The organism is Pyramidobacter sp. CG50-2 (assembly GCF_003612005.1).
Classification (GTDB): domain Bacteria; phylum Synergistota; class Synergistia; order Synergistales; family Dethiosulfovibrionaceae; genus Pyramidobacter.
In genome coordinates, this window is record NZ_RAWT01000006.1 from 19298 (window position 1) to 32567 (window position 13270).

The window sequence follows — 13270 nt, forward strand, 5'->3', positions numbered from 1 at the left end:
TGAAATGTGCCGCCGTAAAAGCTCCGCCCCGAGGCAATGTTATCATACCGCGCGCAGAAAAAACTTTTGCGCCGGCGCGGACGAAAAAGCCCGCTTCCGCAAAAAGGAGGCGGGCTCGAGTTTTATCGGGCGTTGAAGACGTACTTGTCCAGGCGCGCCATGGCTTCCTTGACGCGCGACAGCGGCAGCGCCAGGTTGACGCGGATGCTGTACGGGCCGTTGAACATGCGCCCGTCCTGCCAGGACACGCCCACGTCGGAACCGGCCCGGTGCACTTCGTCGATGGTCTTGCCGTGCTTTTTGCACCACTGCTCGCAGTCGATGAAGAGCATGTAGGTGCCCTGCGGTTTGGCCAGATCGACGCCGTCGAAATGCTCTTTGATGTAATCGTAAGCGTAGTTCACGTTTTCCGTCAGCACCTGGCGCAGCTCGTCCACCCACTCGTAGCCCTCGGGCTTGTAGGCGCCGATCAGCGCGTGCATGGAGAGCACGTTCATGCTGTTGTAGTGCGACAGCGACGATTCCTTGTCGATGCGCTCGCGCAGCCAGTCGTTGTAGATGATGTGGTAGCTGCCGATCAGGCCGGCGAGGTTGAAGGTCTTGCTGGGCGCGTAGAGCGCGACGGTGCGGTTTCGCGCGTCGTCGCCGACGCTCTGCGTGGGGATGTGCTTATAACCGTCGAGCGTCAGATCGGACCAGATCTCGTCGGAGATCACGAACACGTCGTGTCTGCGGTAGATCTCCATGGCTTTTTCGATCTCTTCGCGTTCCCAAACGCGGCCGCAGGGATTATGGGGCGAGCAGAAGATGGCGGCGTGGATCTTGTTTTCCACGATCTTCTTTTCCATGTCGGCGTAATCCATGCGCCACACGCCCTGTGCGTCGCGCTTCAGCGGCGAGTGGACGATGCGCCAGCCGTTGTTGTTCAGCGTGTTGGTGAAGCCGATGTAGGTGGGGGAGTGGAGCAGCACGTTGCCGCCCCGCGAACAGATCACGTTCAGCGCGCTGGCCACGCCGCCGAGCACGCCGTTCTCGTAGCCGATGTGCTTCGCTTCGAGCCCGGCGACGCCGTTGCGCTTCGCCTGCCAGTCGATGATGGACTGATAATATTCCTTTTTGGGCGCGAAGTAACCGTAGAGCGGATGTTTCGCGCGCTCGATCATCGCTTCGGGCACGGTGGGCACGGTGGCGAAGTTCATGTCGGCGATCCACATCGGGATCGAGTCGAACCCCGGTTTGGGCGGATTAGGGGCCATGCCGGCTCCGAGGTTGTCTACGGCGAGGGCGTCGCGGCCGTGGCGGTCGATGATGCTCGTGAAATCGTACTTCATGAGAAAACTCCCCTTCCTGCGTTCGATTTCGGCCGCAGCGGCCGAAGCGTGGTTTTATACGGAAACTGATCCATTCTACTCTGCCCTTTCGAAAATCTCAACGTGCCGCCTCAAAAAAAGAGAGACTCCGCAGAGTCTCTCTTTTTTTGAGGCGCATTACTTGGCGGGCTTTTTGTCGCCGGAGGCGGGCGCCTCGGGCGCGGCGATCTTCACGCCGTAGCGGGCGCGCAGCGCGTCGCGTTCGTCCTGGATGGCCTTGACCTGTTTCTGGCGCAGGAGGTCGGCCTTGATGTCTTCCTTCACCTCGGCGAACGGACGGATCGAGGCGTCGCGGCTGTCGGTGGCCTTGATGACGTGATAGCCGAAATCGGTCTTGACGGGCTTGGCGGTCATCTCGCCCTTTTTCAGGGCGAAGGCGGCCTTTTCGAACTCGGGCACCATCTGTCCCTTGCTGAAATAGCCCAGGTCGCCGCCGCGGCTGCGCGTGCCGTCGGCGGAGTTGTTCTTGGCGGCGTCCTCGAACGTGATCTTGCCGGCTTTGATGTCGCGGATCAGATCGGCGGCCTTTTCCTGAGCGGCCTTGCGATCTTTCTCGGGCATGTTCTTGTCGGCGCGGATCAGGATGTGCGAGGCGCGGATCGCCGCGGGGACCTGGAAGATCTCCTTATGCTCGTCGTAATACTTCTGCGCGTCCTTGTCGGTCGCGGGCGTCTTGCCGGCTTCGTCGAGAATCTTCTCCGTGGCCAAAGTGAAGAGCAGGCGCTGTTCGAGGTTGGCCATGGCCTCCTTGTACTTGGCCGTGTTCTGCAGCTTCTGCTCGCGCCCCGAGCGCGAAAAGACCTTGAAGTCGATCAGGTTGTCCAACAGCTGCGCCTGGCCCTGCGGCGAAGCATAGGCCGCGCGCTGCTGCGGGTCGAAGCCGCTCATGGCCTGGTCGAGGTCGGCCTGCGTGATCGTCTCGCCGCCGACGGTGGCCAGCACCTTTTTGCCGGAGTTTTGGTCGGCCGCAAACGCCGAGCCGGCCAGAAGAACCGAGAGCGCCGCCGCGGCGGCAAACAACTTTTTCATCCGAAAAATTCCTCCTTAAAAAAAATCGCTTCCTGTGCGCGAAGCGCACAAAATGTTCGTGCAGCATCGCCTATTATAACCGAATTTATTCACTTGCAAAGGTGTATAAATCTGCTATCCTTTTAACGGATCACGATCGACCCGGCAGGGAGGGATGAGACGCCATGCTTCAGACAGAGACGATCGAATGGAGCCAGTTCAAGGAACGCTTCGCCTTTTTGCTGGCGGAGATGACGCCGGCGCTGCGCGGCATCGACGACGAGACCATCGCGTTCCGTACCGAAGAGTGGTCGGTGCTCCCTCGCTGGGATTCGGGCGAATTCATTTTCGAGTACTACGCCGAAGAGCCGGACACGTTCCATCCCGGCGACGACGAGACGCAGATCGTAGTGACGAACGTTCCCTGGGGGAATCTTTAGGGGGACGCGTATTATAAATTTCAGGGGAGGTCCTTGTATGAAACTTATTGTCAATGCGCGCGTGCTGCCCGTTTCCACCGCGCCGATCGAGAACGGCGCGGTGCTCGTGGACGGAACGAAGATCGCCGGCGTCGGCGAACGCCTCGGCGCTCCCGAGGGCACGGAGATCATCGACGCCCGCGGCCTGACGCTGACGCCCGGCCTCGTCGACGCCCATACTCACATCACCACGTCCGAAGAGATGGAACTGTACGGCATGAGCGACATCAACGAGATGACCAACCCCGTCACGCCCGGGCTGAGCATCCTCGATTCCATCTACGTGCGCGACAAGAACGTGGCCGAATCGCGCGAAAAAGGCGGCGTCACCTGCGTGCAGACTTTGCCCGGCAGCGCCAACGTCATCGGCGGCACCGGCGCCATCATCAAGCTCAAGCAGGCCAGCGTCGTCGAGGAAATGCTCGTCAAATCGCCCTCCTGCATGAAAGCCGCTCTCGGCGAAAACCCGATCCGCGTCTACAAGGACAACGGCCACCGCACGCCCACGACCCGCATGGGCAACGCCTACATCATGCGCAAAACCCTGCAGGACGCCCGCAACTATCTGGAAAAGAAAAAGTGCCGCAAAGACGGCGAAGCCTTCGAGACCAACCTCGACATGGAAGCGCTTTCCCTCGTGCTCGACCGCAAGATCAAGCTCAGCGTCCACAGCCACCGCGCCGACGACATCTGCACCGCCGTGCGCATCGCCGAGGAGTTCGGCCTCGACTTCACCATCGAGCACTGCACCGAAGGTCAGTTCATCGCCCCGTGGCTGGCCGCGCACCACGTCAAGGCCGCCGTCGGCCCCACCTTCGGCGTGCCCGTCAAGCCCGAACTGCGCCATCAGGGCTGGGAGACCCTGCTCGCTCTGCGCGACGCCGGCGTGCACATCTGCATCCTCACCGACCACCCCGTGATCCCGCTTTACGGACAGATCGTCTCCGCCTCGCTGGCCGCCCGCGCCGGACTGACCGAAGCCGAAGCCCTGCGCTGCGTCACGCTGTCCAGCGCCGAGCACCTCGGCATCGAAGACCGCGTCGGCTCCATCGACGCCGGCAAGGACGCCGACCTCGTGCTGTGGAACGGCAACCCGCTCGACACCCGCTGCCACCCCGTCATGACCATGATCGACGGCAAAGTGGAGTACCGCGCGTTGTAAAAATTCAGCCGTAAAAAATGCCGGAGGCTCGCGATTGAGCTTCCGGCATTTTTTATTCCCGTGTCTTGGCGCTAGAGCACGCTGTCGGCGAAGATCTCGAGGCCGATGCCGATCAGGATCGCGCCGCCGAGGATCGTCGCCCGGCCGGACAGAGCCGTGCCGATCCTCTTGCCGATCAGCAGTCCCGCCGCGCAGACCGCGAACGTGACGGCGGAGATGATCAGCGAGGCCGCCAGCGCCGCGGCGCAGTCGTAATTGGCGATCGTGAAGCCGACCGAGAGCGCGTCGATCGACGTGGCGATCCCCTGCAAAAACAGCACGGCGGGCGTCAGCTGAAGCGCGGCGCGATCCTCGCGACCGCCGCGCAGCCCTTCGAACACCATCTTGCCGCCGATGCCAAGCAGCAGGATCAGCGCGATCCACGGCACGATCTTCCGGAAGGAACAGAAAACTTCGACGATCGTGCGCACGCAGACCCAGCCCGCCATCGGCATCAGCGCCTGGAAGAACGCGTATACGCCGGCGACGGCGCAGCCGCGGCGCGCGCTCATGCGCGGCTCATTCAGCCCGTTGACCATCGACACCGAAAAGGCATCCATCGACAGCCCCACGCCCAACAGCGCGCAGTTCAGCACAAACATGAAATTCAAATTCACTTCGGCCACCCCATTCCGAATGATCGCCCGTCCCCGCGGAAACGAAAAATCCGGGCATAGCCTCGGCTATACCCGGATGTCGTTTTTTCGATCGTCCTCATGTATAGCCTGACAGTTATACATGAGTCTCGCAGTTTAAAGCACGCCAGACCTTTGCGGCCAGCATGTTGACGTGCTGCGCTCCGTGCCGAGCGCGTGCTACTCCCTCACGGAACGTATTGTGACACCGCCGCCTCGTGTTAGTCAAGACAAACGAGTCGTTTTACTTCAAGAAACCGTTGATGATCTGCTCTTCCGCCTGCTGTTCGCTCAGGCCCAGCGTCATCAGCTTGACGATCTGGTCGCCGGCGATCTTGCCGATGGCGGCCTCATGGACCAGCTGCGCGTCGACGTTGTTAGCTTCCAGCGAGGGCACGGCGAGGATCTTGCCCCGGTCCATGATGATCGAGTCGCATTCGGTGTGGCCGCTGCACGGCGCGTTGCCGACGATGCAGGCGTCGAACTTCTGAAACGACGCGTCGCGCGCCACGGAGCGCGACACCACGTCCGCGCTCGAACCTTCGCCGTTCAGCGCAACTCGGTAACCGCTGACAGCCTGCTGGTCGCCGTGCGTCATCAGGCGCTCGCGCACCACGAGCCGGGCGTCCTTTTTCAGCTCGGCGATCGTCATGCGCTGCGTCGAATCGACGCCCTTGATCTGCACCATCTCCATCTCCATGGAGCTGCCGTCCTCCATGTAAACTTCCGTCTGCGGGTTGAGGATGCGCTTGCCCTCGCCGCTGCCGGAACCGTAGTGCTTTTCCACGTAGCGGACTTTGGCGTTTTTGCCCACGTAAAAGCGGTGCACGCCGTCGTGTTCGGCGTCCTGTCGGCCGCAGTTGTCGATGCCGCAGCCGGCGACGATGAGCACGTCGCTGCCGTCGCCGACGTAAAAGTCGTTGTAGACCGTTTCCTTCAGGCCGCTGGCGCTGACGACGACGGGGATGTGCACGCTCTCGTTCTTCGTGCCCGGAGCGATGCGGATGTCGATCCCTGTGCCGTCGGCCTTGGAGGTGATCTCGATGTGGGCGGTGTTGCTGCGCCCGGCCAGCTGGCCGTTGGCGCGGAAGTTGTACGCTCCCGTCGGCACCTTGTGCAGGTCGGCCACTTCCGCCAGCAGGCGTTTTTGGATCTCGTCCAGCTGCACCATGGTTAAGCCTCCCCCTGTTTCAGCTTGTGGCACACGTCGACGGCCGACTCCGTGCCGACCAGCGCGGGGAAAATTTCCGCGCGCGGCCCCTGCTTCTCGATGCGTCCCTCTGCCAGCACGACGATCTCGTCGGCGATGCTGAGGATGCGTTCCTGATGGGAGATGATGACGATCGAACTGTCCTTGATGTCCTCGCGCATCTTTTTGAAGATGCGGATCAGATTCTGGAAGCTCCACAGGTCGATTCCCGCTTCCGGCTCGTCGAAGACCGAGAGCTTGGCGCGGCGGGCCAGCACCGTGGCGATCTCGATGCGCTTCAGCTCGCCGCCCGAAAGGGAAGCGTTCACCTCGCGGTTGATGTAGTCGCGCGCGCACAGTCCCACTTCGGCCAGATACTCGCAGGCCTCGCTGACGAGAAGTTCTCTGCCGACGGCCAGACGCAGCAGGTCGACGACCTCCAGCCCCTTGAAGCGCACCGGCTGCTGAAAGGCGAAGCCGATGCCCATGCGGGCGCGCTCGGTGACGCTTTTATCGGTGACGTCTTCGCCGTCGAGAAAAATGCGGCCGCCCGTGGGCTTTTCGATGCCGGCGATGAGGCGCGCCAGCGTCGATTTGCCGCCGCCGTTCGGGCCGGTGACGACGACGAATTTTCTGTTGTCCACTTTCAGGCTCAGATCGTGGATGATCTCCTTCCGGCCGACGTCCTCGGCGACGCTGAAGGAAATATTTTTCAATTCCAGCATGGCTGGCAACCCCCTTCGTTTTTGTTCCCCCGGATCCGGGGCGAAGGCGCGAAGCCCCTCTCCGTTCCCGTTTTTACTCTATCACATTTTAGGTGAAATGTTCGTTGGCGGGACAACGGAAGATGCTTTTTCCCGCGGGAAAAACGCCGCGGCCATTGTGTCATGACCGCGGCGTGTTAGTCAATAAGAACCGTCGGAATTGACGCGTTCCGCTTTCGGGCGGTCGCCGCCGGGAGAGAGGCGGAAAATGTTCCACGTGGAACATTCCTTCGCGGAAGGGGAACCGCTGAGAGCGCTCCGCCGTTCGAAAACGAGCTCGCCTTTGCCCCTACGCCCGCGCTTTCGGACGCAGGACTTCGCCGACGAGCTGGATAAAGCGCCGCACCGCTTTGGCTGTGTAGTCGCGGCTGGGCAGGAGCGCGTAAAACTGCCGCGTCGCCAGCGGCGAATCGAGCCTGTAAAAGCACAGCGGTGTCGCCGCGGCCGTGACCATACGGTCGCTCACAAAAGCGGCAGCGAAGCCGCCTGCCGCCAGATGATAGGTGGTGGCGAGCTGACTCAGCTCAATCTTGAGGCGCGGTTTGACGCCGACGGCGGCGAAAATTTGCAGCATACGGTCGTGAAGATTGTTACCGGGCATCAGCGAGATGAACTCAAGCTCTCCGCAGCGCTCGGCGGGCAGCGCGGGACAATCCCCATGCAGATGATGGCCGCTCATGACGCCGCGCGGCGGCAGGGCGAAGGCTCGGTATCGGCGGTTGAACGGATGGGCGCGGGGCACTGCCAGCAAAATGCGATCGCTGAACATGGGATAGCGCTCGAAGTCCTCCATGAAGAGTTCGTTGCAGCTGAACGTCAGGTCTACGGCGCGTTCCTCCAGCATCTTGGCGAGGACGGCCGAACTGTGCTCGACCAGCTCCAGGGCGATGCCCGGATAAAGCTGGCTGTAGCGCGACAACACCGGCGGCAGGATGTAGCTGTTGATGTAGTGGGAGCCGCCGATGCGCACGTGTCCGGTTTGGAGGTCGTTGATGTCGCCGATCCGCTGCGTCAGTTCCGCCTCGATTTTTTTGATGCGTGTGATCGCGTTGATGTAAAGCCAGCCGGCTTCGGTGAGCTGAAAGGGGCGCACCTTGCGGTCGAACAGCGTCATGCCGATGGACGACTCGATTTTTTTGATCGCCATGCTCAGCGCCGGCTGCGTGATATACAGTTTTTCCGCCGCTTTCGAAAGGCTGCCGCTTTTGTAGACCTCGTAGACGTACTCCAGCACCTGTCTCATAACATAAATTCTCCTTATGGTGTAATAAATTTCCAGTAATTGAATTTATGTTACTGCCGCCGTATGATGACGTCAAGCAAGATATTCGACTTTCAAGGGGGGATTGAATGTGAACATCAACGCTTTGCTCATGGATGAGAAAGACAACGTGGTCACCTGCGTCGAAGAGGTGCCGGCCGGGGCGCCGGTCGTTTATCGCCACGGCGATGAGCTCTGCACGCTCACGGCGGAGGAGACGATTCCCTATTGCCACAAGGTCGCCTTGGTCCCGCTGGACGAGGGGGACGAAGTGATCAAGTACGGCGAGCTGATCGGCCGCACCTTGGTACCGATCGCGAAAGGGCACTGGGTCTCGCACGAGAACATCTTCAGCGTGCCGCGAGACTACGCCAGTGAAATGGTATAAGGAGGGGGAAACGATGCAGTTTTGGGGATACAAACGCCAGGAGGGGCGCGCGGGCATCCGCAATCACGTGTTGATCCTGCCCACGTGTGCCTGCGGCAGCGAGAGCGCGCGCATCATCGCGTCGCAGGTGCGCGGCGCCGTGAACATCATTTTCAACACCGGCTGTTCCGACGTGGCGGCGAACACGGCCATGTCGCAGAAAGTGCTGACGGGTTTCGCCTGCAATCCCAACGTCTACGGTGTCGTCATCATTGGCCTTGGCTGCGAGACGGTGGGGCACGCGCAGTTGCGCGAAAAAATCCGGGGAATGACCAGCAAGCCCGTGGTCTCTTTCGGCATTCAGGAAGAGGGCGGCACGCTCAGAACCATCGAAAAAGCTGTCCGCGCCGCGCGCGACATGGCCGCCGAAGCCGCCATGCAGCAAAAAGAATGGTGTGACATATCGAATCTGCTTCTGGGCATCGAGTGCGGCGGCTCCGACGCTACCTCGGGCATCGCCAGCAATCCCGCCGTGGGCGAGCTCAGCGACCTGCTCGTGGATCTCGGCGCTTCGACGATCATGAGCGAGTCCATCGAATGGATCGGCGCCGAGCACGTCGTCGCCCGGCGTGCGGCGACGCCGGAACTGCACAACAAGATCATCGAGATCTGCCGGGATTACGAAGAACACCTCAAGGCGGCAGGGCAGGACTGCCGCGCCGGTCAGCCCACGCCCGGCAACAAGGCGGGCGGCCTTTCCACGCTCGACGAGAAAAGCCTCGGCTGCATCCGCAAGGGCGGCACCCGCCCCATCGTCGAAGTGCTGGCGCAGGCCGAGCGCCCCACGAAGCACGGCGCCATCGTCATGGACACGGCCGGTTACGACATCTCCTCCGTCACCTCCATGGTAGCTGGCGGCTGCAACGCCGTGATCTTCACCACGGGGCGCGGCACGCCGACGGGCAACGCCATCGTGCCCGTACTCAAGGTGACGGGCAACGCCCGCACCTATCGGATGATGGACGACAACATGGACGTCGATCTGAGCGGCATCATCAAGGGCACGACGACGTATCGGGAAAGCGGCAGGGAGCTCCTTGAGATCATCGGAGACGTCTGTAACGGCAAGATGACCAAGGCCGAAGCCTACGGCTTCTCCGACATCGCGATCGATCACGTCTGCCGCTTCGTTTGATTTTTCATTAAAGGGGGAAGAGAAATGGGATTCATCTTTAAACCGTGGAACAAACTGAGCCTGTTCACGCGCATCATGATCGGCTTCGCGCTCGGCGTCGCCGCGGGGCTGATCTTCGGCAGGCAGGCCGCGGTGCTGAAACCGCTGGGAACAATCCTCACTAACCTGCTGACCATGGTGGTGGCGCCGCTGGTGCTCTGCCTGCTGGTCTGTGCGGCCGCCGACGTGGGCGACGGCAAGAAGCTGGGACGCATGGGCGTGAAGACGGTGGTCGTCTTCCTTGTCAGCACCACACTTGCCATCGTCATCGGCCTGATCTTCGCCAATCTCATGCAGGTCGGCACGGGCGTCAGCATTGAGCTCGCCAAGGAATCGGCGAAGACGGCGGCGAAACAGGTCTCAATGCTCGACACGCTGATCAACGTTATCCCCAAAAATCCTTTCGAGGCCCTGTCGAAACAGAACCTGCTGCAGATCATTTTCTTCGCGCTGCTGCTGGGCTTCGCGCTGATGAAGATCGGCCCCAAGGGGCAAGCGCTGCTCGACATGTTCCGCTCCGGACAGGAAGCGATGAAAAAGATCACCACCATCGTGCTCGAGTTCACGCCCTACGGCGTTTTCGGCCTGATGGCGCAGGTCGTGGGAGCCAACGGCCCGGATATCCTCATCCCTTACATCAAGGCGATCGCGGCCATGTACATCGCCTCGTTCCTCTATCTGGTCGTCGTTCAGGCCGGTCTGATGGCCGGCGTGATCGGGCGCGTCAGCCCGCTCCGTTTCCTGAAAACGATGAAGGAAGCGATGACCTTCGTCTTCGCCACCTGTTCCAGCGTCGCCACGATCCCGCTCAACCTCGAATGCACGAAGAAACTCGGCGTCGACGAGGAGACGGCCAACTTCGTGATCCCCTTCGGCGCCGTCATGAACATGAACGGCACCGCCATCTACGAAGCCATCGCCGTGGTCTTCACGGCCCAGATCTTCGGCGTACCGCTCACCGTCGCCGATCAGGTCATGATCATGCTCGCCGCCACGCTGGCTTCCATTGGCACCGCCGGCGTGCCCGGCTCGGGGCTGGTGATGCTGACCATCGTGCTCACCTCGGTCCATCTGCCCATGGAAGCGATCGGGCTGCTGGCCGGTATCGACCGCATCCTCAACATGGCCCGCGTGATCCCCAACATCGCCGGCGACGCGGCCACGGCGCTGATCGTCTCCCGTTCCGAAGGCACGTTCAAAGCCCCGGAGCCGACTGGCGGACAGTGACCGCGAAAAGGCGCCCCGGCGCCGGAACGCGGAGAAGACCGCGTCGGCATGGAGCGGACGTCCGCGTTTCGCGCGGGACATGCGGCACGCAAAAAAATCCCCGGCGGCCATTTTTTTCGGCGCCGGGGATTTTTTGTGTGCCGTCCATTTTTGCGTTTGGCAAAGCAAAGCACGTCTTCTCGGGCGCCGCGGATGCCCCGGCCGTCAGGCGTTCTCGCCCAGAAAGCGCGCGAAGCCGCGCACGCTGTTGCCGAGGAAGTACGCTTCGCGGCTCTGCGCGCTTTCGGTATAGGCGACGAGGTTGGCCAGTTCGGGGTCTTCGCGCCGCAGCAATTCGACCGTTTCGTCTTCGCTCAGGCCGTCTCGCAGGGCCTGGGCGATCGTTTCTTCCCAGAAAAGGTTCTGCTTCAGCGCCCGTTCGGGCAGCGTGCGGTCGGACGAAGCGCCGAAGTGCCCGGCGCAGAACAGGTCCCAGTCGGCGGCGGCGAGCTTTCTCATGCTCTCGCGGCCGATTTCCGGCACGTAGCGGGGCGGCGTGGCGGGACGGATGCCGTCCCGCCGCCGGCCGTCGGCGAACCAGCTCGCGGCGCCGTCGCCGGGGATGACGCCGAGCGCTTCGCCGCCGAAGCAGAGGCGCCGCCCCGCGCAGCGGCGCAGGAAGGAGACGTGGTGAGCGGCGTGCCCGGGCGTGTCGATGACGCGCCACGCGGGGGGCAGCTGTTCGCGCGCGACGAGAGCGGAAGCGGGCACGGGCAGCGGCGGCCGGTAAGCGGCGGCCATCGCTTCGCCGAGCGTAGCGGCGGTGGCCTGCCAGAGCTTTTGCGGCGAGATCAGGTGCTGGGAGGCGCGCTCGCAGCAGAACACTTTCAGCCGCGGGTAATCGCGGCACAGACAGCCGGCCGCGCCGCAGTGGTCGAGGTGGATGTGGGTGAGCAGCAGCAGGTCGGGCGCGGCTTCCAGGTCGTCCAGCGCTTTTTTGAGACGCGCGTAGGAACCGGCCACGCCGCAGTCGACCAGCGCGGTTTCGCCGGGAGCGCGCAGCAGCCAGGCGCCGAGGAACTCCTCGAAGCCGGGCCGGCCGTCCAGCGGCAGGCGGATCAGGTCGAGCGACTCGCCGCCGGCGGCGGCGACGGGGCGGACGTCGTTTGTCCGGGTCATGGCGAAAACCTCCTTGTATGAAGAGCGATGACGTGGTTTATTGTACCGCGGCGGAAATTTTTTTCCAGCGCCGGGCGCGGAGGATGCCGGAGCGGATTTTGTCTTTCGCCTTTCCTGAAACCGATTGCACGGTTCGCGGCGCCTTGCTATAATGGACCGGCCTCCGAGATTTCGCGGCGGAGGAAAAGTTCGTTATCCTTCAAAGGAGTGGATCGCACGTGAAGAAGTTGGCAAGTCTGTTTCTCGCCGCTGCGCTGATCGCCCCGGCCTCGCTGGCCGCGGCGGAGTACCCGGCGATGAACGTCCGCCTCAGTCACAACCAGCCTGTCGGCAGCCCGGAGGACGTCGGCGCCCAGACGTTCAAAAAGCTGATGGAAGAGAAATCGGGCGGCAGGATCACCGTGGACGTGTTCCCGCAGATGCAGCTGGGCTCGATGCGCGAGCAGGCCGAAATGGTGCAGATGGGCACGCTGGAGATGTCCGTGCAGCCCACTTCCGTGCTGACGCCTTTCGTCGAGGAACTGAGCGTCATCGACTTCCCGTTTCTGTGGGCCGACAAGGACGAGCTGTACCGCATCATGGACGGCGAAGTCGGCGGGAAGTTCTACGCCTTCTGCGAGAAGAAGGGCTTCAAGACCCTGGGCTTGTGGGCTTCGGGTTTCAAACAGATCACGACCAAGGGCAGGCCGGTGAACGCGCCCGAGGATCTGAAGGGCATGAAGATCCGCGTCATGCCCAGCCCGCAGCTGGTGGAGCAGTACAAGTCGTGGGGCGCCAATCCGATCCCGATCGAGTACGCCGAGCTGTACAACGCGCTGCAGCAGAACATCGTCGACGGTCAGGAGAATCCTTTGCAGACCATCGCCATGGCCAAGCTGTACGAGGTGCAGGATTATCTGACGATCTCCGATCACGGGTTCCTCGGTTATCTGTTCATCGTCAACAGGCGCTGGTTCGAGAAGCAGGGCGAGGACGTACGGAAGCTGATCGTCGAGTGCGAACGCGGCGCCCGCGTGGCGGAACGCCTGGCGCAGGCAGAGGGCGAGGCCAGATTCCTCGAGCAGATCAAACAGTCCAAGATCGCCGTCGGCGAACTGACGGACGAGAACCGCGCCAAGTTCATCGAGGTCAGCAAGCCGCTGCACGACAAGTTCGTCGAGGGCTCGGCGACCAAGGCGGAGCTGCTGAAAGCGGTCTACGAAGCCAAGGAGGCCCGCTGAGCGGCGGACTGGCAGAAGACTTTCGCCCGCTCATGACTCTTCGAGAAAAAATGAGGGGCGAAAGGGGTTTTCAAGAGCGGAAAATTAAGGGGCGGCTCCTGCAGGAGGTTCGCCCCTTTCGTTTTTATATTCATGATGCGTTGCATGAAACTGGGAG

The 13270-nt window shown here is 62.1% G+C and carries 14 protein-coding genes; 7 read left to right on the forward strand and 7 right to left on the reverse strand.

The features are described 5' to 3' along the window. Window positions 1–122: 122 nt before the first annotated feature. Both D7D26_RS02110 and D7D26_RS02115 read right to left on the reverse strand, forming a co-directional pair. A complete protein-coding gene (locus D7D26_RS02110) occupies window positions 123–1331 on the reverse strand; it encodes a MalY/PatB family protein (protein WP_078017129.1) in 1209 nt (402 codons plus the stop codon). A 156-nt stretch (window positions 1332–1487) separates the two neighbouring features. Beyond that, window positions 1488–2399: a peptidylprolyl isomerase gene (locus D7D26_RS02115; protein WP_120371839.1), complete on the reverse strand. Its 912-nt coding sequence runs from the start codon at window positions 2397–2399 to the stop codon at window positions 1488–1490. Between the two features lie 164 nt (window positions 2400–2563). Between D7D26_RS02115 and D7D26_RS02120 the strand changes: the two genes are divergently transcribed. Both D7D26_RS02120 and D7D26_RS02125 read left to right on the forward strand, forming a co-directional pair. Further along, window positions 2564–2818, forward strand: a complete 255-nt coding sequence (locus D7D26_RS02120; RefSeq protein ID WP_078017127.1) for a hypothetical protein — start codon at window positions 2564–2566, stop codon at window positions 2816–2818. Window positions 2819–2855: 37 nt separating this feature from the next. Next, window positions 2856–4019 carry an amidohydrolase gene (locus D7D26_RS02125; RefSeq protein ID WP_120371840.1) on the forward strand — a complete coding sequence of 388 codons (1164 nt, stop codon included), beginning with the start codon at window positions 2856–2858 and terminating at the stop codon, window positions 4017–4019. A gap of 71 nt (window positions 4020–4090) precedes the next feature. Here the strand turns inward: D7D26_RS02125 and D7D26_RS02130 are convergent, their stop codons facing one another. The 4 genes from D7D26_RS02130 to D7D26_RS02145 form a co-directional block, all read right to left on the reverse strand. Further along, window positions 4091–4660, reverse strand: a complete 570-nt coding sequence (locus D7D26_RS02130) for a manganese efflux pump MntP (protein ID WP_120371873.1) — start codon at window positions 4658–4660, stop codon at window positions 4091–4093. Window positions 4661–4937: 277 nt separating this feature from the next. After that, window positions 4938–5864, reverse strand: a complete 927-nt coding sequence (locus tag D7D26_RS02135; RefSeq protein WP_078017125.1) for a SufB/SufD family protein — start codon at window positions 5862–5864, stop codon at window positions 4938–4940. Between the two features lie 2 nt (window positions 5865–5866). Further along, window positions 5867–6607 carry an ABC transporter ATP-binding protein gene (locus D7D26_RS02140; RefSeq protein WP_078017124.1) on the reverse strand — a complete coding sequence of 247 codons (741 nt, stop codon included), beginning with the start codon at window positions 6605–6607 and terminating at the stop codon, window positions 5867–5869. A gap of 328 nt (window positions 6608–6935) precedes the next feature. Then, window positions 6936–7889, reverse strand: coding sequence for a LysR family transcriptional regulator (locus D7D26_RS02145; protein WP_120371841.1), 954 nt, complete (start codon window positions 7887–7889; stop codon window positions 6936–6938). A 109-nt stretch (window positions 7890–7998) separates the two neighbouring features. Here D7D26_RS02145 and D7D26_RS02150 point away from each other — a divergent pair, with 109 nt between their 5' ends. From D7D26_RS02150 to D7D26_RS02160, 3 genes are read left to right on the forward strand one after another with little or no spacing between them, the layout of a single operon-like run. After that, a complete protein-coding gene (locus D7D26_RS02150; protein ID WP_078015669.1) occupies window positions 7999–8295 on the forward strand; it encodes a UxaA family hydrolase in 297 nt (98 codons plus the stop codon). A gap of 13 nt (window positions 8296–8308) precedes the next feature. Further along, the gene (locus D7D26_RS02155) at window positions 8309–9469 is read left to right on the forward strand and encodes a UxaA family hydrolase (protein WP_120371842.1); all 1161 of its coding nucleotides are present in this window, start codon (window positions 8309–8311) and stop codon (window positions 9467–9469) included. A 24-nt stretch (window positions 9470–9493) separates the two neighbouring features. Further along, entirely contained in the window at window positions 9494–10735 is a 1242-nt protein-coding gene (locus D7D26_RS02160) for a dicarboxylate/amino acid:cation symporter (RefSeq protein WP_120371843.1), read from the forward strand. Window positions 10736–10939: 204 nt separating this feature from the next. Here D7D26_RS02160 and D7D26_RS02165 read toward each other — a convergent pair whose 3' ends face one another. Beyond that, complete coding sequence (locus D7D26_RS02165) at window positions 10940–11893, reverse strand: MBL fold metallo-hydrolase (protein ID WP_120371844.1); 954 nt, start codon at window positions 11891–11893, stop codon at window positions 10940–10942. 17 nt (window positions 11894–11910) lie between these two features. Here D7D26_RS02165 and D7D26_RS12740 point away from each other — a divergent pair, with 17 nt between their 5' ends. Further along, window positions 11911–12045 carry a hypothetical protein gene (locus D7D26_RS12740; protein WP_255415961.1) on the forward strand — a complete coding sequence of 45 codons (135 nt, stop codon included), beginning with the start codon at window positions 11911–11913 and terminating at the stop codon, window positions 12043–12045. Window positions 12046–12111: 66 nt separating this feature from the next. Then, on the forward strand, window positions 12112–13113 hold the full coding sequence (locus tag D7D26_RS02170) for a TRAP transporter substrate-binding protein (protein ID WP_120371845.1): 1002 nt from the start codon (window positions 12112–12114) through the stop codon (window positions 13111–13113). Window positions 13114–13270: the final 157 nt, after the last annotated feature.

Excerpts from the sequence above, each read along its gene's own strand:
- D7D26_RS02110 (WP_078017129.1), bottom strand. The coding sequence starts at position 1,331 with ATGAAGTACGATTTCACGAGCATCATCGACCGCCACGGCCGCGACGCC.
- D7D26_RS02115 (WP_120371839.1), bottom strand. The coding sequence starts at position 2,399 with ATGAAAAAGTTGTTTGCCGCCGCGGCGGCGCTCTCGGTTCTTCTGGCC.
- D7D26_RS02120 (WP_078017127.1), top strand. The coding sequence starts at position 2,564 with ATGCTTCAGACAGAGACGATCGAATGGAGCCAGTTCAAGGAACGCTTC.
- D7D26_RS02125 (WP_120371840.1), top strand. The coding sequence starts at position 2,856 with ATGAAACTTATTGTCAATGCGCGCGTGCTGCCCGTTTCCACCGCGCCG.
- D7D26_RS02130 (WP_120371873.1), bottom strand. The coding sequence starts at position 4,660 with ATGTTTGTGCTGAACTGCGCGCTGTTGGGCGTGGGGCTGTCGATGGAT.
- D7D26_RS02135 (WP_078017125.1), bottom strand. The coding sequence starts at position 5,864 with ATGGTGCAGCTGGACGAGATCCAAAAACGCCTGCTGGCGGAAGTGGCC.
- D7D26_RS02140 (WP_078017124.1), bottom strand. The coding sequence starts at position 6,607 with ATGCTGGAATTGAAAAATATTTCCTTCAGCGTCGCCGAGGACGTCGGC.
- D7D26_RS02145 (WP_120371841.1), bottom strand. The coding sequence starts at position 7,889 with ATGAGACAGGTGCTGGAGTACGTCTACGAGGTCTACAAAAGCGGCAGC.
- D7D26_RS02155 (WP_120371842.1), top strand. The coding sequence starts at position 8,309 with ATGCAGTTTTGGGGATACAAACGCCAGGAGGGGCGCGCGGGCATCCGC.
- D7D26_RS02160 (WP_120371843.1), top strand. The coding sequence starts at position 9,494 with ATGGGATTCATCTTTAAACCGTGGAACAAACTGAGCCTGTTCACGCGC.
- D7D26_RS02165 (WP_120371844.1), bottom strand. The coding sequence starts at position 11,893 with ATGACCCGGACAAACGACGTCCGCCCCGTCGCCGCCGCCGGCGGCGAG.
- D7D26_RS12740 (WP_255415961.1), top strand. The coding sequence starts at position 11,911 with ATGAAGAGCGATGACGTGGTTTATTGTACCGCGGCGGAAATTTTTTTC.